We start from the raw sequence: 23,641 nt of genomic DNA, 5'->3' as shown, positions 1-23,641 counted from the left end.
ATGGCGGTCGTGATCACGGCGCTGCTGCCGGTGTTTCTGCTGATCGTGCTCGGCTTCATCCTGAAGCGGACGCTGATCAGGCCCGAGACACAGTGGCAGGGGCTGGAACGGCTGACCTATTACGTGCTGTTACCGGTCTTTTTGGTGCAGACGCTCATCAAGGCCGATCTCAGCACCGTGCCGGTTGGCGGCGTCGGAGGCGCGCTGCTGTTGTCGGCGCTCGCGATCGCGCTGCTGTGTCTGGCGCTGCGCCCGCTGCTCGCGCGCGCCGGGGTCGACGGCCCCGCCTTCACCTCGATCTTCCAGGGCGCCATCCGCTGGCAGAATTACGTCGCGCTCTCGGTTTCCGCCAGCCTGTTCGGCAATCCCGGGCTTGCGATCGCGTCGGTGGCGATGATCGCCATCGTCCCTGTTGTCAACGTGTTCAGCGTTTCGGTGCTCGCCCGTTACGCCGCGCCGGAAAAGCGTTCGACCGGATCGATCGTCCTGACGGTGGCGGGCAATCCGCTGATCTGGGCCTGCGCGATCGGGCTCGCGCTCAACGTCACGCATCTTCCGTTGCCAAAGCTCTGGCACGAGGTCGCCGACGCGCTCGGCCGCTCCTCGCTCGCCATCGGCCTGCTGGTAACCGGTGCCGGAATGCACCTCGAAGGCCTGTTTCGGCCGAGCCTCGCCGCCGGCGTGGCGGTGTTCCTCAAGCTGGTGCTGATGCCGGCGATCGCCGTCGCGCTGGCGTTGCAGTTCGGCCTCACCGGCGCCCACCTTGCCGTCGTCACGATCTGTTCGGCGGTGCCGACCGCATCGAGTTCTTATGTGCTGGCGCGGTTGATGGGCGGCGACGCGCCGCTGCTCGCGCAGATCATCACGCTACAGACCATTCTGGCCGCGGTGACGATGCCGATCGCGATTGCGCTGGTTTCCTGATGTTCACTGCGAGCTACTTTTACAGCTGTCATCGCCCGGCTTGACCGGGCGACCCAGTATTCCAGAGGCCTACGTGATCAATCGACAAGCCGCAGCGTACTGCGTCCCCCGCTTTCGCGGAGGACGACAGTCGTATGTGCCGCCGAACGGTCTCGATAAACGCCGCTATCCCAGGCCCGCCAGCCACAGCGTCTGGATCGTCGCGGCCAGATTATTGATGCCGTGCAGGGCTATCGTCAGCCCGGTCGAATTGGTGCGGTAACGCAGGTAGCCCAGCAACACGCCGATCGTAAAAACCTCGCAGAAGAAGAACCAGTCGTATTGCAGGTGCAACGAAGTCCAGGCCAGCGACGACAGCACAATCGCGCCGGCGACGCCGAGTTTCGATTCCGACCAGCCGCGATAAAGAAACCCGCGCGAAAATATTTCTTCCCACATCGGCGCGGCGACGCAGAACGCGATCACCAGCAGCCACAGCGCGCCGTCGGCCTGCGCTGACTTCAGCACTTCGCCCATGAAGCCCGATGTCACCTCGCGTCCGATCGCCCGCGACACCAGGTCCCAACCGCCGACGAGGATGACCAGCGCCGCAAGACCAGTGAAGAAATTGCGCCATGAGGTCCATCGCAGCGCCAGATAATCGGTGAACGATATCCGTGTCGGCCGGATCGCGACCCAGGTCGCCAGCAGCACAGCGGGCAATCCCAGAATGACCGAGAGCGAGATCGTGAGGCCGCCGCCAATCACGCGGATCGCCTCGGCAACGTCGAACGACCAGCCGTGCTGAAACACGAAGTAGCCGATGATCGCGAGCTGGCCGAGGAACATCGCGACGAAGATGAACAGCCCCCACAGGGTCGTGCCCCAGAATTTCCAGACGCGCGGTGGCTGGTCCGGGATCGCAGGCGGAACGGCGACGGCGCCTTCGGCGGTGACAGTGTCCATCAGGCAGCTTTCTTGTTGTCGTCGGCATCCACGTCAACACGCTGAGACGAGGACGCGGATGGCCGGGTCAAGCCCGGCCAGGACGGAATATGTGCGCTAGCGGGTTCAGGAACCGTGAATCACTTCCGCGGCGTGATCGGGAAATCATAGGCCTGCCCGCCGGCTCCCGGCAGCGAAAAGTGCCACCACTCCTTCGAATAGTTTACAAATCCTCGCCGGGCCATCACCAGCACCAGCGTCTCCCGCCAGCGGCGCTGGGCCGCGGTGATGGATTTCGCCGCCGTGTGCGATTTGACATCCAAACAATCGTAACCGGTGCCCATGTCGACGCTGCCGTCCGGCGCGCGAAGGCCTGCGTTGGCCGTACAGTCCCCATAGTCTTTGGCCGGATCGAAGGTGGCTGAGTTATCGCCCTTCAGATCGACCAAAGAGAGATCGAGCGCCGCGCCGGTGGAATGGCCCGAACGGGTGGCGATGTAGCCGAGGCGAAACAGGTCGGCCTTGGCGAACGCCGGATTGTAGCGCTTGCTGGCCACCGTCTCCTTGCCGTCGCGCGACCATGCGACCATGTCCGCCACCGCGCGCGTCGGCCGGTAGCAATCGAACATTTTCAGCGACAGGTTCTGCAGCGCGAGCTCTTCCTGCACGCTCTTCAGGAGCGCACCGACCTCGCGCTTCACGACGCATTCGGCGGCTTCATATCCCCGCAGCGGGCGGCCGACGAAATTGTTCGAACCGGCGTAGCGCATGTCCTGGATGATGGTCGGATCGACATCGCGCAGATAGACGAAACCGGCCGGCAGCTTTGGGGCCTGCGCGGCGACAGGCAGGCAGCACGCCACGCTGATCGCGGCAAGTCCCGTCCATTTTGCGATACGCGCAGCCCAATTTTTACCGATCACGGCGCGGGCTCCGAATTGACCACCAGCTTCGTCAGCGCCGTGTCGGTATATCTGTTGCCGGCCCAGACATCATCGATGATGAACTTGACCCAATAGGCCTTGATCGGGCCCGGGAGCACCAAGGTTTCCGAGCCGCTTCGATCCTGCAAGGTCAGCGTCCGGGTCTCGCCTTGCGAAAACACCGCCCGCAGATGCCGCACGCGGTTGTTCTTGCCAAAAATTTCGTTGCTCTTCTGGTAGCCGTTGCGCACGATGATCGAACGCACCGTGCGCAGTCCCTCGAATTCGACGGTGATCCACTCGCCGACGCCATTGCCCTGCCGGCCTTCCACCCACGCGCTGCTGGCCGGCCCCGAGAACAGATTCTCCGGGCCATAGGAATTGCCGAATTGCGGCCTCAGGACCGAGCTGACGCAATAGGTCTCACTGCCGTTGCGCGCGCAGCTTTCGCCGGACGCGGACGGACGTTGCGGTCTCAGCGCAGCCCGCTCGGCTACATTGGGCGCTGCGGGCGGCGGCGCCGATAGGGCGGCCAGTTCAGGCGGCCGGCTGGCCGTCGACGATCCCGCCAGATAGATGCGGCCACCGAGGGTTTGATCGTAATAGGCCGGCGTCTGCTCGTGCGGCGCGGGCTGGCCGCGTTCGTCGGTCGCCTTCAGCGCCAGTTCGGCGACGCGCTCGCGCACTTCGACGGCGAGATCGCCGAGATGCAGTTCCGGTCGCTTCACTTGCTCGGCGAAAATGCGCGTGAACACCGAATTATGGGCGGTGTCGTTGCCGCCGAGCCGATCCAGCGCGGTCTGGCCGATCCCGGCGGAATACAGCGTGAAGATTCCGCGCGCCGGCTTGGCATCGGCGAGCCCCCGCGTGTTGCCGATCGATCGTCCGGCGGCGCGCGGGAACGGATTGTCGCGGCAGGCGTCGATCACCAGGAGCGCGACGCGGACCGAGCGCGCCTGCAGTTCCGCGATCAGGTCGGGCTCGGCCAGCGAAGCGCCGCGCACGCGCGCCTCCGCGCCTTCGGTGACGGCCGGAACGTCACTCGGGATCAGGTAGTTGACGCCGCCGATCGCGACGCCATGCCCGGCGAAAAACAATGCCGCCGTGTCGCCCGGCTGCAGCCGCGCGGTGAACTCGGCGAGCTTGTCGATCATCGCCTGGCGGCCGAGATTGGTGCCGACGATGACCTCGAAGCCGAGAGTCCGTAATGTCGCCGCGACCGTGGTGGCGTCGTTGGCGGCCTTTTTGAGCTGCCGGTCGGCGGAAAGATTGGGATAGAGGTCGTTGCCGATCGCGAGCGCGATGCGCTGCTCGGCAATGGCCGGCGTCCCGGAGAGGCCGGACATGGCCGCCAGCAACGCCAACGACATGATCCGGAGAAACTGAATAAAATACCGCACGTTTTCAAAGGCTCGATGCACCGTTCCTCACCTTAGCCGAATCGCCCGCCAAGGCCTACCGCCGGGCCGTTTACCCTGCCGCCGAAGCGCTAGTGGATAAGTCCGGACGCTGGATTTGACGCTTGCCCCGCGTGGCATCTCTCCCTATAGCAAGGCTTTAATGACCCCTGCATCGAAATCGACTTTTGTCCTTGGTCACCGGCATCTGCTGGGAATCGAGGGACTTTCCGCTGCCGACATTACCGGCCTGCTCGACCTTTCCGAGGAATATGTCGAGCTCAACCGCCAGGTGGACAAAAAGCGCACCTCGCTGCGCGGTCGCACCCAGGTGAACCTGTTTTTCGAAGCCTCGACCCGGACCCAGTCCTCGTTCGAACTGGCCGGAAAACGGCTTGGCGCCGACGTCATGAACATGTCGGTGTCCTCGTCCTCGATCCGCAAGGGCGAGACACTGATGGACACCGCCGTCACGCTGAATGCCATGCACCCGGATATCCTGGTGGTGCGGCACCACGCGTCCGGCGCGGTGGAACTGCTGGCGCGCAAGGTTGACGGTTCCGTGATCAATGCCGGCGACGGCGCGCATGAGCATCCGACCCAGGCGCTATTGGACGCGCTGACCATCCGCCGCAACAAAGGCCGGCTGGAAGGGCTCGTGATCGCGATCTGTGGCGACGTGATGCATTCGCGCGTGGCGCGCTCCAACATCCTGCTGCTCAACACCATGGGCGCCCGCGTCCGCGTCGTCGCCCCCTCCACGCTGCTGCCGCGCGGCATCGAGCGGATGGGCGTCGAGGTGGCGCGCGACATGCGCGAGGGCCTCAATGGCGCCGACATTGTGATGATGCTGCGGCTGCAACGCGAGCGCATGAACGGCTCGTTCGTGCCGTCGACCCAGGAGTATTTTCATTATTTCGGCCTCGACCAGAAAAAGCTCGCTTACGCCAAACCCGACGCGCTGGTGATGCATCCGGGGCCGATGAACCGCGGCGTGGAGATCGATTCAATCGTGGCGGACGGCGCGCAATCGCTGATCCGCGAACAGGTGGAAATGGGAGTGGCGGTGCGGATGGCGGTGCTCGAAGCGCTCGCCCGCAACCTGCCGAACGCTTGACATGCTGACTGGCCGCCGCCCGATCCTGCTAGCGAACGCCCGCGTCGTCGATCCCTCCAGGGATTTTGACGGCCCTGGCGATGTGTTGATTGCCGACGGCACCATCCGCGACTCCAGGCGCGGCATCGGCGCGGCCGGCGTGCCTGAGGGCACCGACATCATCAATTGCGCCGGCAGGATCGTCGCCCCCGGGCTGATCGACATGCGCGCCTTTGTCGGCGAGCCCGGCGCCAGCCACCGCGAAACTTTTGCCTCCGCCAGCCAGGCGGCGGCCGCCGGCGGCATCACCACCATCATCTGCCAGCCGGATACCTCGCCCGTCATCGACAATTCAGCGACGGTGGATTTCGTGCTGCGCCGCGCCCGCGACACCGCGATCGTCAACATTCACCCGATGGCCGCACTGACCAAGGGCATGCGCGGCGAGGAAATGACCGAGATCGGGCTGTTGAAGGCCGCCGGCGCGGTGGCCTTCACCGATGCCGACCGCAGCGTGACCAACGCCCAGGTGATGCGCCGGGCGCTGACCTATGCCCGCGATTTCGACGCGCTGATCGTGCATCATACCGAAGATCCCGATCTGGTCGGCGAAGGCGTGATGAACGAGGGCGAGTTTGCCGCCCGGCTCGGCCTGTTCGGCATTCCCAATGCCGCCGAGTGCATCATGCTCGAACGCGACATGCGTCTCGTGGCGCTGACCGGCGGGCGCTATCACGCCGCCTCGTTGTCCTCGCTGGAGTCGCTGGAAATCCTCCAGCGCGCGCGCGAGGCCGGCCTCGAGGTCAGCGCCTCGGTGTCGATCAACCATGTCACGCTGAACGAAAACGATATCGGCCCCTACCGGACCTTTCTGAAACTGTCGCCACCGCTGCGCACCGAGGAGGACCGCCTCGCGCTGGTTCGGGCCGTTGCCTCCGGCCTGATCGACGTCGTGATGTCCGATCACAATCCGCAGGATGTCGAAGTGAAGCGGCTGCCGTTCGCGGAAGCAGCAAGCGGCGCGGTCGGGCTGCAGACCATGCTGCCGGCGGCGCTGCGGCTGATCCACAATGGCGAGATGGATTTCAAGACGCTGATCCGGGCGATGTCGACCCGGCCCGCCGAACTGCTCGGCCTGCCCGGCGGTTCGCTACGCGCCGGTTCCCCGGCCGATGTGGTCGTGATCGATCCCGATACGCCCTGGGTGCTCGATCCCGCCGACCTCAAATCGCAATGCAAGAACACGCCGTTCGACGAAGCCCGCTTCTCGGGGCGCGTCGTGCGTACTATCGTGGGCGGACGGACCGTCTATGAACACGTCTGATTCATCCCGCGATGGGAGCTACCGCCATGTCTGACGCATTTCTCATCGCCGCCTTCCTGCTCGGCTATCTCCTCGGCTCGATTCCGTTCGGCGTGGTGCTGACCAAGCTCGGCGGCACGCAGGATCTACGCTCGATCGGCAGCGGCAATATCGGCGCCACCAACGTGCTGCGCACCGGCCGCAAGGGCCTGGCGGCGGCAACCCTGATCGGCGACATGCTCAAGGGCACGGTGGCGGTCATCATCGCCGGCTATTACGGCGGCGCCAATGCGGCGATGCTGGCCGCGCTCGGCGCCTTCCTCGGCCACCTGTTCCCGGTCTGGCTGAAATTCAACGGCGGCAAGGGTGTGGCCACCTATATCGGCGTGCTGATCGGCCTGTTCTGGCCGGCAGCGCTGATGTTCTGCCTGCTCTGGCTCGCCACCGCCGTCACCACGCGCTACTCGTCGCTCTCGGCGCTGGTCGCAGCGTTCGTGACGCCGCTGTTCCTGTGGTGGTTCGGCCACCCCGCGCTGGCCTCGCTGTTCGTCGTGCTGACGCTGCTGTTGTTCTGGAAGCACAGCGAGAACATCAAGCGGCTGCAGACCGGCACCGAAGGGCGGATCGGGGCGTAGTAACGTACTCCGCTCTTGTAGCCTGGATGAGCGCAGCGACATCCGGGACGATGTTAGAGTTTTCCCCGGATGTCGCTCCGCTCATCCGAGCTACGGTCCGAGCCTTGCTGCTCCATACGGAATTGGATCGCGCTAATAGGATCTGGCGGAGCCACCGGATATTGTTTCGCTTCATAAGCGTCAATCATACCGGCCAGCGCATCGAGCCGATCACCCTGCGTAGTTCCGCTCTTCGCACCCCAAAGGCGCTCAGCCTCGAGGAGTGCGTTCTTGTAGTCCGCCTCGGTGAGGATCGATTCGCGTTGAAGCGTCATGTTACACCTCCATCACGTCATCCATGGTTGAGCGCCTGCTCCACAAACCGCGCCGCCGCCAGCGCCTGGGCATCCGCGCCGTATCGCGCGATCACGGTGACGCCAACCGGCAGATTGCCTTCCGCGATCAGCGTGGGGACGTTGACGCAAGGCACGCCCATCAGCGTCCAGAGCCGGTTGTAGCGGGGATCGCCGGTCGAGCCCAATCCCTTCGGCGCGCCGCCCGGGGCCGACAAGGTCAGGATCACATCGACTTCATCGAATAATTTCGCCAACGCATGTCGCGCGCGGCTGGCAACGGCTATCGCCGCGTCATAGGCGGCCGGAGTCTCGCCCTTGCTCTCGTCGAGGCGTCCGCGCAGGTTCGGCGCCAGCGCGTCGTAGTTCTCGCGGTATTCCCAGGCAAGCGCCTGGTGCGCCTCGAATTCCTGCACCACCGGATGGATGCGCCACGCCTCTGCGATGATCTCGGGCACATGAAGCGTCCGCACCGCGGCGCCGGCACGCTCGGCGGCCTTCGCCGCCATCTGCAGCGCCTCCGCGCCGGCTGCTTCCGGCGCATCGGCAAAATCCTGCGTCACGACGCCGATGCGTGGCGTCGGAAGGTCTGACGGCAGCAGCAGTTCGGGCCGGCCGGTCATCGCGGCAAGGCCGCGCGCCACATCGTCGACGCCTGATGCGAACAGGCCGACGGTATCGAGCGTCCACGAATAGCATTTGACGCCGACCGTCGGCAGCAGGCGATAGGACGGCTTGATCGCGGCCGTGCCGCAGAACGAAGCCGGCCGGATCACCGAGCCGCCGGTCTGCGTGCCCAGCGCCAGCGGGATCATGCCGGCGCCGACCGCCGCCGCCGAACCGGACGACGATCCGCCGGGCGTGTGGCCGTGATTGTGCGGATTGAGCGTCGGCGTCGGATCCGACGACGCGAATGCCGTGGTCGTGGTCTTGCCCACAATGGTCGCACCTGCCTGCTTGAGCAGCATCACGACGGCCGCATCGCCGCGCGAGCGGTAGCCGCGGTAGATCGGCGATCCCATCTCGGTCGGAAAATCCGTGGTGTCCATGATGTCCTTGATGCCGACCGCAATCCCGCGCAGCGGCCCGGCGGTTTGCGCGCGGGCGTTTGAATCGTGGCAGACAAAGGCACCGATGGTCTTTTCCTGCGCGTTGGTGGCTTCGAGCGACTGCGCGAGCGCGGCGTCGGCGGAGAGGTCGCCGGCATCGATGCGGCGCTGGAGGTCGGCAATCGAGATCATGAAGGCATTCCTGTGATTGAGGACGCAGGTTACGGAGCGCTTTCGCCTCCAGCAAGCCTGGTGCCTCCAGCAAGCATGGTGCCAATCACAATCAAACCGGTTGATCGCAATCTCAGGTTGGGCAAAGCTGCGTCCGCATGCATGACCGGACACATTTCACGCCTGACATCACCGAAAGCGACCGGATCGACCGGCTGCGGCTGATCCGCAGCGATAACGTCGGACCTCGCACCTTCAACGCGCTGATCGCCCATTTCGGCAGCGCGCGCGAAGCGCTGGAGCACCTGCCGGAGCTGGCGCGACGCGGCGGCGCTTCGCGGTCGGGACGGATTTTTGGCGAGGCGCAAGCGCGGGCCGAAATCGCCGCGAGCCAGAGGCTCGGCGTCACGCTGGTCGCGCCGGGCGAAGCCGCCTATCCGCCGCGGCTGGCGACGCTGGAAGATGCGCCGCCCTTGCTCGGCGTGCGCGGCGCTTCGGACGTGATGGGCCGGCCGATGATCGCCATCGTCGGCTCGCGCAACGCGTCCGGCGCCGGGCTGAAATTCGCAGGCCAACTGGCGCGCGATCTCGGCGATGCGGGCTTTGTGGTGATCTCGGGCCTGGCGCGCGGCATCGACCAGGCGGCGCATCGCGCGACGGTCGCAAGCGGCACGGTGGCGGTGCTCGCCGGCGGCCACGACCGGATCTATCCGCCCGAACATGGCGACCTGCTCGCCGCCCTGCTGGAACACGGCGGCGCGATCTCTGAAATGCCGCTCGGCCATGTGCCCCGCGCCCATGATTTTCCCCGCCGCAACCGCCTGATCTCGGGCGCGGCGCTCGGCGTCGTCGTGATCGAAGCCGCACACCGTTCGGGTTCGCTGATCACGGCGCGGATGGCAGCCGAACAGGGCCGCGAGGTGTTTGCGGTGCCGGGCTCGCCGCTCGACCCGCGCACCGCCGGCACCAACGACCTGATCAAGCAGGGTGCGGCGCTGGTCACCGAAGCCAGCGACGTCATCAGCGCCCTCCAGCCGATCCTGGCGCGGCCGGTCGTACTCGAGGCGCGCGAAGATGACGATGCGCCGCTCGACTTCGAGATCGATCCCACCGTCCGCGACCGCATCGTTTCGCTGCTCGGACCGAGCCCGATCAGCCTCGACGACCTGATCCGGATGTCGGGCCTCTCGCCTGCCCTCGTTCGCACGGTGCTGCTCGAACTCGACCTGGCCGGCCGGCTGGAGCGACACGGCGGCGGGCTGGTGTCGCTGGTTTAGTTCTTCTCGTTACGTGCATCGAAACTGGTCCGCGCGCCCTCGATCGCCGGCAAATGGTCGAACGCCCATTGGCCGAGCGCCTGAACCGGCTGCGCCAGCCCGCGGCCGAGATCGGTCAATTCATAATCGACGCGCGGCGGGATGGTCGGAAAGATCGTGCGCGTCACCAGCCCGTCGCGCTCCAGCCCGCGCAAGGTGAGCGTCAGCATCCGCTGCGAGATACCGCCGATCTTGCGTTTCAATTCATTGAAGCGCATCGGCCCGTCGATCAGCATCATGATGACCAGCACGCTCCATTTGTCGCCGACGCGGGCCAGTACCGAAGCCACCGCGCGGCAACTACCCTCGGCATGCGGGCTCGGGGGCAAGGCAGGCACTTTCTTGTGCTCGGGTCTCATCGATGTGCTCTCGTATGGAAAATGTGCGTTCTTGCGGGGGTTTGCCACGGTCACTCATATAGCGCCAGTTACAAACCTATACCAAAGGGTGACCTCAACCATGAAACTTCTGCATCTCGACTCCAGCGTGCTCGGCCCCCACTCCGTCAGCCGCCAGGTCTCCGCCGCCATCGTCGACCGGCTGCGCCAATCCACGCCGGGACTTGACGTCAGCTATCGCGATCTGACGCTGACGCCACTGGCGCATCTCACCGGCTCGCATCTCGCCGCTGGCCAGGGGGTCACCCCGGACGCTTCACTGCGCGAGGATATCGCCGCGGGTCAGGCCGTACTGGAGGAGTTTTTGGGCGCCGACATCATCGTGCTTGGCGCGCCCATGTACAATTTTACGATTCCGAGCCAGCTCAAGGCCTGGATCGACCGCATTTTGGTGGCGGGCAAGACGTTCAAATATTCCGCGCAGGGCGTCGAGGGCCTGGCCGGCGATAAGCGCGTCATCGTCGCGATCTCGCGCGGTGGTTTCTATGGCGCGGGCTCGCCGGCCGCCGTCGGCGAGCATCTCGAAACCTATCTGCGCTGGGTGTTCGGCTTCATCGGCATCAAGAATCCGGAATTCATTTCCGCCGACGGCATCCAGGTCGGCCCGGAGCATCGCGAGAAAGCGGTGGCCGGCGCGCTGAAGGCGGCCGGCGAACTGAACGCCGCCTGAGTTTTTGGTCGAGGGCGGCGGCTGTCAGCGTGACGGCGGCCGCCTTATCAGAACACGCCGTTCATGCGCAGCAGCACGATCACCAGGGAGGCCAAAAGACCGACGCCGGAAAACTGCGCGATCGAAACGAACTGAGCACGATCCGAATCTCGCGACGTCGACGAAGAGATGCCCGCGGTTTTCGGCATGACGCGCTCCGGTTCGCAACTGATGGGGGCTCCTGCTGAAATGTCCGTTAGCGGTGGTCCGGGTTCAAGGTGCGTTCTGGCTCAGCGCCAATCCGCCGCAGCCGGCGGCCTACCCGTCGGCAGCGAAGATGGCGGCAAGGCCCCTCACTCCCGGTAGATCGGCGCGCCGCTCGGCGAGGCCGTGGCGCCGCCGTCGACGAATAATTCCTGGCCCTGCACATGGGCGGCATCGTCAGAAGCGAGGAACAGCACCGTCTTCGAAATGTGCTCGGTTTCGCCGAGGCGGCCGAGCGGGGTCGATAGCGCGATCCGCTTTTCAAAAGCTTTTTCGGCTTCCGGCGTTGCCGTTGCCGCGCCCCAGATCGGGGTGCGGATGGCGCCGGGGGCAACAACGTTGACGCGGATGCCGCGAGGCGACAATTCCGACGCCATGATACGCGCCATCGCCCGCACGCCGGCTTTCGCCGCGCCATAGGCCGAGTAGCCGGGAATGCCGAGCACCGAGATGACCGAGCCGTTGAGGATGATCGAGGCGTTGTCGTTCAGATAGGGCAACGTTGACTGCACCGTGAAGAACACGCCGGTGAGGTTTGTGCTGATGACTTTTTCGAACGCCTCGACGGTCGAGGCGCCCAGCGGCGTGCCGCCGGCGATGCCGGCATTGGCAAACAGGATGTCGTAATTGCCGAACTTTTCGGCCCCCTTTCGGATCGCGGCTTCGGTCGCCGCGATGTCGGTCGCATCGGCCACGAGCGCCAGCGCGTTCGGTCCCAATTCCCTGGCCGCCGCCTCCAGCGTCGCCTGATTCCGGCCCGTGATGACGACCTTGGCCCCTTCGGCCACGAAAACTTTGGCGGTCGCCAGACCGATGCCGCTGTTGCCGCCTGTGATCAACGCCGTCTTGTTCGCAAGCCGCATGGCCGCCTCCGATGGTTGCATTATTAAACTAGGTTGCTCACCTAGGCGACTTGGTTTAATATTGCAACTACACAAGACCGTGATCGGCCACACAACCGATCGGAGGCACAATGGTGAAACGAACGAGCTTTGAAGGCGACGCTTGCCCGATCGCGCGCTCGCTGGATGCGATCGGCGACTGGTGGTCGATGCTGATCATCCGCGAGGCGCTGTTCGGCGTCCGCCGCTTCGGCGAATTCCAGAAGCGGCTTGGGCTCGCCAAGAACATTCTCACCGTGCGGCTGCGCGCGCTGGTGGATCAGGGGATTCTCAAGACGGCGCCCGCCTCCGACGGCAGCGCGTATCAGGAATATCTGCTGACGCCGAAGGGCCGCGGCGTCTTCCCGATCCTGGTCGCCTTGCGGCAATGGAGCGAGGAGTTCGACGAGCACCCGCACGAGATCGCCACGATTCTGGTCGACCGGGAACAGGGCAAGCCGGTGCGCAAGCTCGAACTTCATGCGCAGGACGGGCGGCTATTGAGTGCTGATGATATCGCGCTGAAGCCGCGAACGGCAAAAGCACGCACGCGCGCGACGGCATAACCAAGCCGCGCCGCGTCACGACAGCTTGTGCTTGCTCCTTGTGCGCAGCCGTTCTTCCGCCTCGAGCTGCGCCATGCCGAGCAGATGGCCCAGCACCTCCAGCCGATGGCGCTCCGCCAGCTTGACCAGTTCGGCGACAGTCTCCGCAATGAAGGCCACGGCCTCGTCAGGGCCGCCCTCCTCGCCTCGATCAGCGATACGTTCCAGGGGTGGCGAGTCCCGATGTCTGCCTGAAGTCTTCAACTTCCGGCCGCCTCCACCCTTGCTCAAAAAACTTACATCCAATCGAATACAATATTGCCTAGAAATAACCCTTTTGCAGGCGCAACTCTAGGCAGTATTTCGACCCTCCATTGATATTAAGTCGTATATCACGGACAGCGGCCTCCCTACTGCCGATTTGACAGGGGCCGCCTCACCACCCATGTTCGGGTCCAATCGGTGGCCCGCGAGTCTCGCGGAACCCGCCTTTATCTCTTCCCGTAAGCCATTGGAATGACATGAATATCGTCATCGTGGAGTCGCCGGCGAAAGCCAAGACTATCAATAAGTATTTGGGCGCCTCGTACGAGGTTCTGGCCTCGTTCGGCCATGTCCGCGACCTTCCCGCCAAGAACGGTTCCGTCGATCCGGAAGCCAATTTCCAGATGATCTGGGAGGTGGACCCCAAGGCGGCGGGCCGACTCAACGACATCGCCAAGGCGCTGAAAGGCGCCGACCGCCTGATTCTCGCAACCGACCCTGATCGCGAGGGCGAAGCCATCTCCTGGCACGTGCTGGAGGTGATGAAAGAAAAGCGCGCGCTGAAAGATCAGAAGATCGAGCGCGTGGTGTTCAACGCCATCACCAAGCAGGCCGTGACCGACGCGATGAAGTCGCCGCGCCAGATCGACGGCGCGCTGGTCGACGCCTATATGGCGCGCCGCGCGCTGGACTATCTGGTCGGCTTCACGCTCTCGCCGGTGTTGTGGCGCAAGCTGCCGGGCGCGCGCTCGGCGGGCCGCGTGCAATCGGTCGCGCTGCGGCTGGTCTGCGACCGCGAACTCGAAATCGAAAAATTCGTGCCACGCGAATACTGGTCGCTGGTCGCAACCCTGACCACACCGCGCGGTGACAGTTTTGAGGCGCGGCTGGTCGGCGCCGACGGCAAGAAGATCCAGCGGCTCGACATCGGCACCGGCGCGGAAGCCGAGGACCTCAAAAAGGCGATCGAGGCCGCGAACTTCACGGTGTCGACCGTCGAGGCAAAACCCGCGCGGCGCAATCCGCAGGCGCCGTTCACCACCTCGACACTGCAGCAGGAAGCCAGCCGCAAGCTCGGCTTTGCCCCCGCGCACACCATGCGAATCGCGCAGCGGCTCTATGAGGGTATCGATATCGGCGGCGAGACCACCGGCCTCATCACCTATATGCGAACCGACGGCGTGCAGATCGACGGCTCCGCGATCACGCAGGCGCGCAAGGTGATCGGCGAAGATTACGGCAACGCCTACGTGCCGGAGGCGCCGCGCCAGTACCAGACCAAGGCCAAGAACGCGCAGGAAGCGCACGAAGCGATCCGCCCGACCGACCTGTCGCGCCGGCCGGCCGAGATGCGCAAGCGCCTCGATGTCGATCAGGCCAAGCTCTACGAGTTGATCTGGATCCGCACCATCGCCAGCCAGATGGAATCGGCCGAGCTGGAGCGCACGACCGTCGATATTGCCGCGAAAGCGGGCCCTCGCGTGCTGGAGCTGCGCGCCAGCGGGCAAGTTGTAAAATTCGACGGCTTTCTGGCGCTCTATCAGGAAGGCAAGGACGACGACGGCGACGACGAGGATTCGCGCCGCCTGCCCGCCATGAGCGCGGGCGAAGCGCTGAAGCGGCAAAACCTTGCCGTCACCCAGCATTTCACCGAGCCGCCGCCGCGTTTCTCCGAAGCCTCATTGGTCAAGCGGATGGAAGAGCTCGGCATCGGCCGGCCCTCGACCTACGCCTCGATCCTGCAGGTGTTGAAAGACCGCGGTTACGTCAAGCTCGAGAAGAAGCGGCTGCATGGCGAGGACAAGGGCCGCGTCGTGGTCGCGTTCCTGGAGAATTTCTTCGCCCGCTACGTGGAGTATGATTTCACCGCGGCGCTGGAAGAACAGCTCGACCGCGTTTCCAACAACGAGATTTCCTGGCAGCAGGTGCTGAAGGAATTCTGGGTCGGCTTCTCCGGCGCGGTCAACGACATCAAGGATATCCGTGTCTCCGAAGTGCTTGATGTGCTCGACGACATGCTGGGCCCGCATATCTATCCGCCGCGCGCGGATGGCGGCGACGTCCGGCAATGCCCGACCTGCGGCACCGGCAAGCTCAATCTGAAGGCCGGAAAGTTCGGCGCCTTTGTCGGCTGCTCGAATTATCCGGAATGCCGCCACACCCGTCCGCTGGCCTCCGACGGCGAAGCCAGCGCCGATCGCGTGCTCGGCAAGGACCCGGATACCGATCTCGACGTCACCGTGAAGGCTGGGCGCTTCGGCCCTTATATTCAGCTTGGCGAGCAGAAGGATTATGCCGAGGGCGAAAAGCCGCGGCGCGCCGGCATCCCGAAAAACATGTCGCCCGCCGACATGGAGCTCGAACTGGCGTTGAAGCTGTTATCGCTGCCGCGCGAAATCGGAAAGCATCCGGAGACCGGCGAGCCGATCACCGCGGGCATCGGCCGCTTCGGTCCGTTCGTGCGCCACGAAAAGACCTATGCCAGTCTGGAAGCCGGCGACGAGGTGTTCGACATCGGCCTCAACCGCGCCGTGACGCTGATCGCGGAGAAGATCGCAAAAGGTCCGAGCGGCCGCCGGTTCGGTGCCGATCCCGGCAAGCCGCTGGGGGAGCATCCGAGCCTCGGCGTTGTCGCCGTCAAGAACGGCCGCTACGGCGCTTACGTTACGGCCGGCGGCGTCAACGCCACGATCCCGAGCGACAAGACGCCCGAGACGATCACGCTCGCCGAAGCGATTGCACTGATCGACGAGCGCGCCGCCAAGGGCGGCGGCAAGCCGAAGCGCGGCGCCAAGAAGGCCGCACCGACGAAGGCCGCTGCCAAGAAGTCTGCCGACAAGGCGGCTGATCCGGAAGCGCCAAAGCCTGCCAAGAAAGCGGCGGCAAAGAAAGCCGTGGCAAAGCCGAAATCGGAAGCGGCGAGCAAGGCGCGCGCGCCGGTCGCCTCCGCCGCCAAGACCTCGGCGAAACCGCCCACCGCACCCAAGACGCCTGCGAAGAAGAGCGCGGGCAAGGCCCGGGGATAAGTGAAGAGAAAACACGACAATGGTTTTCCGGCCCGGGACGCCATCGTTGCCTTCATCCGTGCGAATCCAGGCAAGATCGGCACGCGGGAGATCGCCCGCGAGTTCGGCCTGAAGAATGCAGACCGCGTCGAACTGAAGCGCATCCTGCGCGAGCTTGCCGACGAAGGCGCGATCGCCAAGCGCGGACGGAAGATCCAAGAGCCGACCGCGCTGCCGCCGACGGTGGTCGCCGATATCACCGGCCGCGACACCGACGGCGAACTGCTCGCCACCCCCACTGAATGGGACACCGAGGAAAACGGCCCCGCACCAAAGATCCGCATTCACGTGCCGCGCCGCCCGCAGCCGGGCACGGCTGCCGGCGTCGGCGACCGCGCGCTGATGCGCATCGAGAGGCTGGATGAGGGCGACGGCGCGCTGTATCGCGGCCGCGTCATCAAGGTGCTCGATCACGCCCGCACCCGCCTGCTCGGCATTTTCCGAAAAGCCCCCGGCGGCGGCGGACGGCTCGTGCCCGTCGACAAGAAACAGGCCGGGCGCGAACTGAACATCGCACCGCCGGATACCGGCGGCGCCGAGGACGGCGACCTCGTCAGCGTTGATCTCGTGCGCACGCGCGGTTATGGCCTCGCCTCCGGCACGGTGAAGGAGCGGCTCGGCTCGCTGGCGAGCGAAAAGGCGATCAGCCTGATTGCGATCCACGCCCACGAAATCCCGCAGGCGTTTTCGCCGGGCGCGTTGCGCGAAGCCGAAGAGGCACAGCCCGCCACGCTGAAGGGCCGCGAGGACTGGCGCGAGCTGCCGCTCGTCACCATCGATCCGCCCGACGCCAAGGATCACGATGACGCGGTGCATGCGGCGCCCGATGACGATCCGAACAACAGAGGCGGCTACATCGTCCACGTCGCCATCGCCGACGTCGCTTTCTATGTGCGGCCGGGGTCGGCGCTCGATCGTGACGCGCTGACGCGCGGCAACTCGGTCTATTTCCCCGACCGCGTGGTGCCGATGCTGCCGGAACGCATCTCCAACGATCTATGCTCGCTGGTGCCGGGCCAGCCGCGCGGCGCGCTCGCGGTGCGGATGGTGATCGGCCCCGACGGCCGCAAGCGCTCGCACAGCTTTCATCGCGTTCTGATGCGCTCGGCAGCCAAGCTGCATTACGCGCAGGCGCAAGCCGCCATCGACGGCCGGCCCGACGACACCACAGGCCCGCTGCTGGAGCCGATCCTGAAGCCGCTCTATGCCGCCTACGCGCTGGTGAAGCTCGCGCGCGACGAGCGCGACCCGCTCGATCTGGATCTGCCCGAACGAAAAATCCTGCTCAAGCCGGACGGATCAGTCGATCGCGTGATCGTGCCCGAGCGGCTCGACGCACATCGGCTGATCGAGGAGTTCATGATCCTCGCCAACGTCGCGGCGGCTGAAATGCTTGAAAAGAAGGCGTTGCCGCTTATCTACCGGGTGCACGACGAGCCGAGCCAGGAGAAGGTGCACAACCTTCAGGAGTTCCTCAAGACGCTCGATCTGTCGTTTGCGAAGAGTGGTGCCTTGCGCCCTTCCCTGTTCAATCGCGTGCTCGGTCAGGTCCGCGGCGAGGATTACGAGCCGCTGGTCAACGAGGTGGTGCTGCGCTCGCAGGCGCAGGCGGAATATTCGGCGGAGAACTACGGCCATTTCGGCCTCAATCTGCGCCGCTACGCCCATTTCACTTCGCCGATCAGGCGATACGCCGACCTGATCGTGCATCGCGCGCTGATCCGCGCGCTCGGCCTCGGCGAAGGCGCGCTGCCGGAAACCGAGACGCTGGAAACCTTGAGCGAAGTCGCGGCGCAGATTTCCGTGACCGAGCGGCGCGCCATGAAGGCGGAACGCGAGACCGCTGACCGGCTGATCGCGCATTTCCTCGCCGACCGTATCGGCGCATCGTTTCAGGGGCGGATTTCCGGCGTCACGCGCGCCGGGCTGTTCGTGAAATTGTCGGATACCGGCGCCGACGGGCTGATCCCGATCCGCACGCTCGGCACCGAATACTACAATTACGACGAGACGCGTCATGCGCTCGTCGGCTCACGCAGCGGTGCCATGCACCGGCTGGGTGACGTCGTCGACGTGCGTCTGGTAGAAGCTGCACCGGTGGCCGGCGCGTTGCGGTTCGAACTGCTGTCGGAAGGCCAGGTCGTTCCGCGCGGCAGAAAACAGGACGGTTCGAAAGCATCGACAAAAACCTCGAAATCGCTTCCGGGCCGCAGCCCGCGCGAGAAGGTTAGCAAGTCACACAAGGCAAAGTCCGGGAAAGCCAAGCCCGGAAAATCGAAGAAGGGCAAGTCATGGAAACGGTGAACGCCGCGACGACAGTCTGGACCCGGGATACCGTGCAGGCCGAGAAGCGCGACCTCTGGACCGCAATGAAGCGCGGCTTTCGTTGCCGCTGCCCGCGCTGCGGCGAAGGCAAGCTGTTTCGTGCCTTCCTGAAGACCGCCGACAGTTGCTCGGTCTGCGGGCTCGATTTCACGCCGCATCGCGCCGACGATCTGCCCGCCTATCTGGTGATCGTCGTCGTCGGCCACATTGTGGTACCGGCGGCGCTGTGGATCGAGACCAACTACGCGCCCGCCGTGTGGCTGCAACTGGCGATCTACCTGCCGCTGACGTTCATCTTGTCGCTGCTGCTGTTGCAGCCGGTCAAGGGCGCCGTCGTCGGCTTGCAATGGGCATTGCGCATGCATGGCTTTGATGAGAATGCCCCTGGCGACATACCGCCGGTGTAGAGCCTTTTCCATTCCGATTGAATCGGAACGGGGCTCTAGATTATTGTTTTGACGCGTTTTCTTGACGCGAACCGGTACCCACTTCGCTGGAAAACGCTCTTACCTAAACCGGAACGACAAGAGCAAAAAAATGGGGATGGAATGACCGAAGCTGCGCCCGCCGTTATCGAAGGAAAAGAAGCCGATCATCATCCCTATTTCCGGCCCAAGGACGCGGCGACGCTGATCCTGATCGACCGCTCCGGTGACAAGCCGAAGGTTCTGGTCGGCAAGCGCCACGACAAGGTGGTGTTCATGCCGGGCAAATATGTCTTCCCGGGCGGCCGTGTCGACAAAGCCGACAATCGCATCCCCGTTGCCGCTCCCATTTCGGCCGAGCTCGAAGCCAATCTGCTCAAGGGCAGCCCGAAGATCGTGGCTTCCCGCGCGCGAGCGCTCGCGGTTGCCGCGATCCGCGAGGCCTGCGAGGAAACCGGCCTTTGCCTCGGCCGCAAGGTCGACAAGCCGGTGAAGCTCGACGGCGCCTGGAAGCCGTTCGCGGAAGCCGGCCTGCTGCCCGACCCCTCCAGCCTGTTCCTGATTGCGCGCGCCATCACACCGCCGGGCCGCGTCCGCCGCTTCGACACGCGCTTCTTCACGGCCGACGCTTCGGCGATCGCCCACCGCGTCGAGGGCGTGATCCACGCCGATGCCGAACTGGTCGAACTGGTATGGGTCGAGATCGGCTCCGAGCCGCTCGCTGACGCGCACGCGATGACCAAGAACGTGCTCGCCGAACTCGACCGGCGCCTCGCCACCGGCCCGCTCAGCCACGACGCGCCGGTGCCGTTCTTTCACTTCTACGGCGGCAAGATGCAGAAAGACGTGCTGGGAGCGTAAGCCCACGACAGCCGTCATTCCGGGGCTCGCGAAGCGAGAACCCGGAATCCATCGTGCAACCCGTTCCGCAGTGAGTTGGATTCCGCGTCTGGTCCTTCGGACCATCCCGGAATGATACTTGTGTTGAATCACCGCACAAAATCGAAAAATTCTTCTCAGGCCGCCCCATTGGCGCTGGCGTGACCGCCTCCCTATCTGTTCCCCAACAATAACAGCGACGGAACGGGGCAATGGCACAGCGGCAACTCAAGCTCGGCGCGTTCATGCGGCCGGTTTCGATTCACACCGGCGCGTGGCGCTATCCCGGCGCGTGGCCCGATGCCAATTTCAATTTTGCGCGCATCAAGCAGCTGATCCAGAAGCTGGAGGCCGGCAAGTTCGACGCCTTCTTCATGGCCGATCACCTGGCCGTGCTGAACATGCCCGTCAACGCACTCAAGCGCAGCCACACCGTGACTTCGTTCGAGCCATTTACGCTGCTGTCGGCGCTGGCCGGCGCCACCGAACATATCGGCCTGATCGCGACGGGATCGACCACGTTCGACGAGCCCTATCACGTCGCCCGGCGTTTTGCTTCGCTCGACCACATCTCGGGCGGCCGCGCGGGCTGGAATATCGTCACCACCTCCAACCCGGACGCCGCGCTGAATTTCGGGCTCGACGACCATATGGAGCACGCCGAACGCTACAAGCGGGCGCGTGAGTTCTATGACGTGGTGACGGGCCTGTGGGATTCGTTCGCCGACGACGCTTTTGTGCGCGACGTCGAGCAAGGTCTCTATTTCGACCCCGCAAAAATGCACGTGCTCAATCACAAGGGCAAATATCTCTCGGTGCGCGGGCCGCTCAACATCGCCCGCCCGGTGCAGGGCTGGCCGCTGATCGTGCAGGCCGGCGCGTCCGAGGACGGCAAGCAGCTGGCCGCGGAAACGGCAGAGGCCGTCTTTACCGGCGGCGGCTCCCTCGCTGACGGGCAAAAACTCTATGCCGACATCAAGGGCCGCATGGAGAAGATCGGACGTGATCCCGAGCACCTGAAGATCCTGCCCGGCGCCTTCGTCGTGGTCGGCGACAGTATCGAGGAGGCCAAGGAGAAGCGCACCAAGCTCGACAGCATGGTGCACTACGACTCCGCCATCGCCTCGCTCTCGGTGCAGCTCGGCACTGATGCCTCCGGATTCGATCCCGACGGGCAATTGCCGCCGATCCCCGAAACCAATGCGAGCAAGAGCGGCCGCCAGCGCCTCGTCGATGTCGCCGCGCGCGACAAGCTCACGGTGCGCCAGCTCGCCCAGCGCGTCGGCGGCTACGGCGGGCTGTCTTTCGTCGGCACAGCCAAGACCATCGCCGACCAGATGGAGGACTGGCTGGTGAGCCGTGGCAGCGACGGCTTCAACATCATGTTCCCGTTCCTGCCCGCCGGTCTCGACGATTTCGTCGACAAGGTGGTGCCGGAGCTGCAGAAGCGCGGGATTTTCCGGAAAGAATACGAGGGCCGGACGCTGCGGGAGAATTTGGGGCTGCCCAGGCCGAAAAACCGGTTCTTCGAGGGTTAACGCGCGTGTTCCGCAAAAGTGGACGCCGGTTTTGCGGTCGGAATACGCGCAAAAGGATGGATTCCATCCCGAATCAAGCCGCTTTCGGCCCCTAAAACCTTGACTTTGGGCGGTCAGAAGCTAGGTTGCGCGGCAAATGCAGGCCGGTTTGGCCGGCGCCTGATATCCCCATTTTGAGGTTCTGAACAATGGCCAAAGCGGTCACCATCAAGGTCAAGCTCGTTTCCACGGCGGATACCGGCTTCTATTACGTCGCCAAGAAGAACTCGCGCACCATGACCGACAAGCTGGTCAAGAAGAAGTACGACCCGGTCGCGCGCAAGCACGTCGAGTTCAAGGAATCGAAGATCAAGTAACGTCGCCAGACGTGACCGACTTCCGGACGAGGCCTTGCGGCCTCGTTTTTGTTTTGGCATGGGCAAGCACGGGTTATAGTTCAGCGACATCTCATATCCACTGACTTTGACGTGGAGTGCACAATGAGAAACGCGTTGCTCATCTGCTCGCTTGTCGTGAGTACCGCTCTGGCGGCCACGGCCGAGCCGCTTGAAAAGCGTTTCGGAGCTGAGCGCGAAAGAGGCTATCGCGCGGAACGCGGGTTCAGGGAAGCCCGTCCGGGCTTCGAGAATCGGGACCGGTCGAATTTCCTCGGTACCCCGCTCCCATCGAGTGACGAAGGCCGTCACCCCGACACGACCTTGATCCGTCCCTGCCCGTCGCCTTGCGGCGATAGCTGAGAGCGCTTGCGGCCCCAACTCAGGCCGATCGGGTGTTCGGACAAGCCGCCGTCACGGTTATTCGGCAGGCGCCAGACGGCTACGCGGCAGCGGTCCCTTTTCCGAACCGTTGCCATCCACGTCCGCGCCAAGATCCTCGCGCCATGGCCGCAGCTTCTCGATCACCATGAGGATGATGACGATGGCCGCGGCGAGCGCCAGCGCGCCCTGCCAATAGGGAATGCCGGCAAGATCCGTGAAGATCAGTTTCGGCCCGGTACCGATCAGCGACTTGGCGAGCCAGGGCTGAGCATAGGAGAACACCACCGCGCCGACGAGGCCGCCGAGCAGCGTGAAAATTGCGTCGCGATAGCCGACGCCGATCTGCGCCAGCGTCGTGCCCGGACAGGCGCCCGCCAGCGCGATGCCGGCGCCGAGGATCAACCCGCCGACGATATCGGCGGCATACAGCGCCGCCTTGGGCTGCAACTTCACGAACCCAAAGCCGTTGAGAACCGCCAGCGCCACCGCGCCGGTCGCAACCGCGCTCAGAAACACCTTGAGCATGATCCAGTTGCGCAACTGCATCTGGCCGACGATCATTCCCGGCTCGAACACCCGCGACTTCTCCAGCGCAAAGCCGAACACCACTCCCATCAGCAGTCCGCTGATCATTCCAACTGCAACCGACATGACCGCCTCCGTTATATTCGACGAAGCAGCAGCAGCGCGGTCGCGATACCGCCTGTGAACATCGCGGCCACCGCCACCGTCGAGCCGACCGATAGTTGCGCCATTCCCGACAACCCGTGGCCGCTGGTGCAACCGTCGGCAATTCGGGCGCCGAACAGCATCAGAAAACCGGCGACAAACGCGACCGCGTAGCGCGCGCCGGTCGACGATGTGCCGAGCGCCTTCGTCCAGACCGGCGAGATAGGCGCCCGCACCGCGCCCGACATCTTCATCGACACAAAGGCGCCCAAACCGATGCCTGCGACCAGCGCGACCTGCCAGAGGTTCTTGGCATTCGCCGTGATGTGCCTGGCCACATAGTCGATATTGAGTAGCGAAGAGTCGAACAGGCCGACGAATGCCGCACCGACGGTTACATACGACGAAGACGCCCCGAGCGCCGTCTCGATCATCAGGAAAGCGGGGATCTGCAGCAGTCCGATCAAGATACCGGCTACGTAAGGCGACCAGGCCTTGTCGAAAGGCGACATCGGCAATCTCCCGGATTTCATATATTAGATTTTCATAATATAATTGGCTGAGGCGGGCATTCCTTGACCTGGATCAACCAATCGCGGCAGCGCAGAAAATACGGTCCATGCGATTGTTGCGGATCAATGCGCGCCGTCGAGGTGTTGCGAGAGTGCCGTCACCTTCTCCCGGAGAGCACGCCGATGATCAAGATATCGCTTCTCGTTTGGATAATGCTGGGGACCGCACTGGCGGGAACGGCCGTGATTGCGGTGCTTGCCGTCCCTTCCCTCGCCAGTGAGGCGATGAAGAATATTCCGTTGGCGGTATTGCTGGGGTTTGTCGCCGCCATGCCGCTCTCTTACCTGGTCGCCAGGAAAATCGGCGCATCGCCGCTCCGGTAACACGAAAGCAGAACG

25 protein-coding genes are annotated in these 23,641 nt (G+C 64.4%); 14 read left to right on the top strand and 11 right to left on the bottom strand.

Annotated features, from left to right (window positions below; genetic code table 11):
- Nucleotides 1-924 (top strand): AEC family transporter, encoded by a 924-nt coding sequence (locus tag QUH67_RS15190; RefSeq protein ID WP_300947482.1) that lies wholly within the window; start codon nt 1-3, stop codon nt 922-924.
- A gap of 165 nt (nt 925-1,089) precedes the next feature.
- On the opposite strand, the gene QUH67_RS15185 is transcribed toward QUH67_RS15190, so the two are convergent.
- The 3 genes from QUH67_RS15185 to QUH67_RS15175 all read right to left on the bottom strand — a co-directional run bounded on the left by QUH67_RS15185 (nt 1,090) and on the right by QUH67_RS15175 (nt 4,171).
- Nucleotides 1,090-1,869, bottom strand: a complete 780-nt coding sequence (locus QUH67_RS15185) for a CPBP family intramembrane glutamic endopeptidase (RefSeq protein ID WP_300947481.1) — start codon at nt 1,867-1,869, stop codon at nt 1,090-1,092.
- Nucleotides 1,870-1,988: 119 nt separating this feature from the next.
- Complete coding sequence (locus QUH67_RS15180; protein WP_407080459.1) at nt 1,989-2,717, bottom strand: M15 family metallopeptidase; 729 nt, start codon at nt 2,715-2,717, stop codon at nt 1,989-1,991.
- A gap of 50 nt (nt 2,718-2,767) precedes the next feature.
- Nucleotides 2,768-4,171: an NADase-type glycan-binding domain-containing protein gene (locus tag QUH67_RS15175; protein ID WP_300947480.1), complete on the bottom strand. Its 1,404-nt coding sequence runs from the start codon at nt 4,169-4,171 to the stop codon at nt 2,768-2,770.
- A 160-nt stretch (nt 4,172-4,331) separates the two neighbouring features.
- Here QUH67_RS15175 and QUH67_RS15170 point away from each other — a divergent pair, with 160 nt between their 5' ends.
- Genes QUH67_RS15170 through plsY form a run of 3 tightly spaced genes read left to right on the top strand, consistent with a single transcriptional unit; the run spans nt 4,332 to nt 7,202 of the window.
- Entirely contained in the window at nt 4,332-5,285 is a 954-nt protein-coding gene (locus tag QUH67_RS15170; protein WP_300947479.1) for an aspartate carbamoyltransferase catalytic subunit, read from the top strand.
- Between the two features lies 1 nt (nt 5,286).
- Nucleotides 5,287-6,588, top strand: a complete 1,302-nt coding sequence (locus QUH67_RS15165; protein ID WP_300947478.1) for a dihydroorotase — start codon at nt 5,287-5,289, stop codon at nt 6,586-6,588.
- Between the two features lie 26 nt (nt 6,589-6,614).
- Complete coding sequence (gene plsY, locus QUH67_RS15160; RefSeq protein ID WP_300947477.1) at nt 6,615-7,202, top strand: glycerol-3-phosphate 1-O-acyltransferase PlsY; 588 nt, start codon at nt 6,615-6,617, stop codon at nt 7,200-7,202.
- A 53-nt stretch (nt 7,203-7,255) separates the two neighbouring features.
- On the opposite strand, the gene QUH67_RS15155 is transcribed toward plsY, so the two are convergent.
- Entirely contained in the window at nt 7,256-7,516 is a 261-nt protein-coding gene (locus QUH67_RS15155; RefSeq protein WP_320416144.1) for a helix-turn-helix domain-containing protein, read from the bottom strand.
- Nucleotides 7,517-7,533: 17 nt separating this feature from the next.
- On the bottom strand, nt 7,534-8,775 hold the full coding sequence (locus QUH67_RS15150; protein ID WP_300947476.1) for an amidase: 1,242 nt from the start codon (nt 8,773-8,775) through the stop codon (nt 7,534-7,536).
- A gap of 137 nt (nt 8,776-8,912) precedes the next feature.
- On the opposite strand from QUH67_RS15150, the gene dprA reads away from it, so the two are divergent.
- Nucleotides 8,913-10,031, top strand: a complete 1,119-nt coding sequence (gene dprA / locus QUH67_RS15145; protein ID WP_300947475.1) for a DNA-processing protein DprA — start codon at nt 8,913-8,915, stop codon at nt 10,029-10,031.
- Here dprA and QUH67_RS15140 read toward each other — a convergent pair.
- Complete coding sequence (locus QUH67_RS15140; RefSeq protein ID WP_300947474.1) at nt 10,028-10,429, bottom strand: winged helix-turn-helix transcriptional regulator; 402 nt, start codon at nt 10,427-10,429, stop codon at nt 10,028-10,030. The genes dprA and QUH67_RS15140 overlap by 4 nt on opposite strands.
- 100 nt (nt 10,430-10,529) lie before the next feature.
- Between QUH67_RS15140 and QUH67_RS15135 the strand changes: the two genes are divergently transcribed.
- On the top strand, nt 10,530-11,138 hold the full coding sequence (locus QUH67_RS15135; protein WP_300947473.1) for an FMN-dependent NADH-azoreductase: 609 nt from the start codon (nt 10,530-10,532) through the stop codon (nt 11,136-11,138).
- 47 nt (nt 11,139-11,185) lie between these two features.
- Here QUH67_RS15135 and QUH67_RS15130 read toward each other — a convergent pair whose 3' ends face one another.
- Nucleotides 11,186-11,326, bottom strand: coding sequence for a hypothetical protein (locus QUH67_RS15130; protein WP_300947472.1), 141 nt, complete (start codon nt 11,324-11,326; stop codon nt 11,186-11,188).
- A gap of 144 nt (nt 11,327-11,470) precedes the next feature.
- Nucleotides 11,471-12,244, bottom strand: a complete 774-nt coding sequence (locus QUH67_RS15125) for an SDR family oxidoreductase (RefSeq protein WP_300947471.1) — start codon at nt 12,242-12,244, stop codon at nt 11,471-11,473.
- Nucleotides 12,245-12,354: 110 nt separating this feature from the next.
- On the opposite strand from QUH67_RS15125, the gene QUH67_RS15120 reads away from it, so the two are divergent.
- Nucleotides 12,355-12,828, top strand: a complete 474-nt coding sequence (locus QUH67_RS15120) for a winged helix-turn-helix transcriptional regulator (protein ID WP_300947470.1) — start codon at nt 12,355-12,357, stop codon at nt 12,826-12,828.
- 15 nt (nt 12,829-12,843) lie between these two features.
- Here the strand turns inward: QUH67_RS15120 and QUH67_RS15115 are convergent, their stop codons facing one another.
- Nucleotides 12,844-12,987, bottom strand: coding sequence for a hypothetical protein (locus tag QUH67_RS15115; protein WP_300947469.1), 144 nt, complete (start codon nt 12,985-12,987; stop codon nt 12,844-12,846).
- 341 nt (nt 12,988-13,328) lie between these two features.
- Here QUH67_RS15115 and topA point away from each other — a divergent pair, with 341 nt between their 5' ends.
- The 6 genes from topA (at nt 13,329) to rpmG (ending at nt 21,659) form a co-directional block, all read left to right on the top strand.
- Nucleotides 13,329-16,097, top strand: coding sequence for a type I DNA topoisomerase (gene topA / locus QUH67_RS15110; RefSeq protein ID WP_300947468.1), 2,769 nt, complete (start codon nt 13,329-13,331; stop codon nt 16,095-16,097).
- Nucleotides 16,098-18,440 (top strand): ribonuclease R, encoded by a 2,343-nt coding sequence (gene rnr, locus QUH67_RS15105; RefSeq protein WP_300947467.1) that lies wholly within the window; start codon nt 16,098-16,100, stop codon nt 18,438-18,440.
- Nucleotides 18,428-18,868: a DUF983 domain-containing protein gene (locus QUH67_RS15100; protein ID WP_300947466.1), complete on the top strand. Its 441-nt coding sequence runs from the start codon at nt 18,428-18,430 to the stop codon at nt 18,866-18,868. Before rnr ends, QUH67_RS15100 begins: the two co-directional genes overlap by 13 nt.
- 141 nt (nt 18,869-19,009) lie before the next feature.
- On the top strand, nt 19,010-19,747 hold the full coding sequence (locus tag QUH67_RS15095) for an NUDIX hydrolase (protein WP_300947465.1): 738 nt from the start codon (nt 19,010-19,012) through the stop codon (nt 19,745-19,747).
- 230 nt (nt 19,748-19,977) lie between these two features.
- Nucleotides 19,978-21,303 (top strand): LLM class flavin-dependent oxidoreductase, encoded by a 1,326-nt coding sequence (locus QUH67_RS15090; RefSeq protein WP_300947464.1) that lies wholly within the window; start codon nt 19,978-19,980, stop codon nt 21,301-21,303.
- Between the two features lie 188 nt (nt 21,304-21,491).
- Nucleotides 21,492-21,659 (top strand): 50S ribosomal protein L33, encoded by a 168-nt coding sequence (gene rpmG, locus QUH67_RS15085; RefSeq protein WP_027537094.1) that lies wholly within the window; start codon nt 21,492-21,494, stop codon nt 21,657-21,659.
- Between the two features lie 438 nt (nt 21,660-22,097).
- Here the strand turns inward: rpmG and QUH67_RS15080 are convergent, their stop codons facing one another.
- Nucleotides 22,098-22,712, bottom strand: coding sequence for a YeeE/YedE thiosulfate transporter family protein (locus QUH67_RS15080; protein ID WP_300947463.1), 615 nt, complete (start codon nt 22,710-22,712; stop codon nt 22,098-22,100).
- An 11-nt stretch (nt 22,713-22,723) separates the two neighbouring features.
- A complete protein-coding gene (locus QUH67_RS15075) occupies nt 22,724-23,242 on the bottom strand; it encodes a YeeE/YedE thiosulfate transporter family protein (RefSeq protein ID WP_300947462.1) in 519 nt (172 codons plus the stop codon).
- A 183-nt stretch (nt 23,243-23,425) separates the two neighbouring features.
- On the opposite strand from QUH67_RS15075, the gene QUH67_RS15070 reads away from it, so the two are divergent.
- A complete protein-coding gene (locus tag QUH67_RS15070) occupies nt 23,426-23,626 on the top strand; it encodes a hypothetical protein (protein ID WP_300947461.1) in 201 nt (66 codons plus the stop codon).
- The last annotated feature ends 15 nt before the right edge of the window (nt 23,627-23,641 follow it).

This window comes from Bradyrhizobium roseum (assembly GCF_030413175.1).
In the GTDB taxonomy this organism is placed as follows: domain Bacteria; phylum Pseudomonadota; class Alphaproteobacteria; order Rhizobiales; family Xanthobacteraceae; genus Bradyrhizobium; species Bradyrhizobium roseum.
Note: the sequence above shows the minus strand (reverse complement) of the source record. Positions and strands in the feature narration are given on the sequence as shown.

Coding starts and splice junctions, on each gene's coding strand:
- QUH67_RS15140 (WP_300947474.1), bottom strand. CDS start 10,429: ATGAGACCCGAGCACAAGAAAGTGCCTGCCTTGCCCCCGAGCCCGCAT.
- rpmG (WP_027537094.1), top strand. CDS start 21,492: ATGGCCAAAGCGGTCACCATCAAGGTCAAGCTCGTTTCCACGGCGGAT.
- QUH67_RS15155 (WP_320416144.1), bottom strand. CDS start 7,516: ATGACGCTTCAACGCGAATCGATCCTCACCGAGGCGGACTACAAGAAC.
- QUH67_RS15120 (WP_300947470.1), top strand. CDS start 12,355: ATGGTGAAACGAACGAGCTTTGAAGGCGACGCTTGCCCGATCGCGCGC.
- QUH67_RS15150 (WP_300947476.1), bottom strand. CDS start 8,775: ATGATCTCGATTGCCGACCTCCAGCGCCGCATCGATGCCGGCGACCTC.
- QUH67_RS15095 (WP_300947465.1), top strand. CDS start 19,010: ATGACCGAAGCTGCGCCCGCCGTTATCGAAGGAAAAGAAGCCGATCAT.
- QUH67_RS15075 (WP_300947462.1), bottom strand. CDS start 23,242: ATGTCGCCTTTCGACAAGGCCTGGTCGCCTTACGTAGCCGGTATCTTG.
- topA (WP_300947468.1), top strand. CDS start 13,329: ATGAATATCGTCATCGTGGAGTCGCCGGCGAAAGCCAAGACTATCAAT.
- QUH67_RS15070 (WP_300947461.1), top strand. CDS start 23,426: ATGATCAAGATATCGCTTCTCGTTTGGATAATGCTGGGGACCGCACTG.
- QUH67_RS15190 (WP_300947482.1), top strand. CDS start 1: ATGGCGGTCGTGATCACGGCGCTGCTGCCGGTGTTTCTGCTGATCGTG.
- plsY (WP_300947477.1), top strand. CDS start 6,615: ATGTCTGACGCATTTCTCATCGCCGCCTTCCTGCTCGGCTATCTCCTC.
- dprA (WP_300947475.1), top strand. CDS start 8,913: ATGCATGACCGGACACATTTCACGCCTGACATCACCGAAAGCGACCGG.
- QUH67_RS15100 (WP_300947466.1), top strand. CDS start 18,428: ATGGAAACGGTGAACGCCGCGACGACAGTCTGGACCCGGGATACCGTG.
- QUH67_RS15090 (WP_300947464.1), top strand. CDS start 19,978: ATGGCACAGCGGCAACTCAAGCTCGGCGCGTTCATGCGGCCGGTTTCG.
- QUH67_RS15130 (WP_300947472.1), bottom strand. CDS start 11,326: ATGCCGAAAACCGCGGGCATCTCTTCGTCGACGTCGCGAGATTCGGAT.
- QUH67_RS15135 (WP_300947473.1), top strand. CDS start 10,530: ATGAAACTTCTGCATCTCGACTCCAGCGTGCTCGGCCCCCACTCCGTC.
- QUH67_RS15170 (WP_300947479.1), top strand. CDS start 4,332: ATGACCCCTGCATCGAAATCGACTTTTGTCCTTGGTCACCGGCATCTG.
- QUH67_RS15080 (WP_300947463.1), bottom strand. CDS start 22,712: ATGTCGGTTGCAGTTGGAATGATCAGCGGACTGCTGATGGGAGTGGTG.
- QUH67_RS15125 (WP_300947471.1), bottom strand. CDS start 12,244: ATGCGGCTTGCGAACAAGACGGCGTTGATCACAGGCGGCAACAGCGGC.
- QUH67_RS15165 (WP_300947478.1), top strand. CDS start 5,287: ATGCTGACTGGCCGCCGCCCGATCCTGCTAGCGAACGCCCGCGTCGTC.
- QUH67_RS15185 (WP_300947481.1), bottom strand. CDS start 1,869: ATGGACACTGTCACCGCCGAAGGCGCCGTCGCCGTTCCGCCTGCGATC.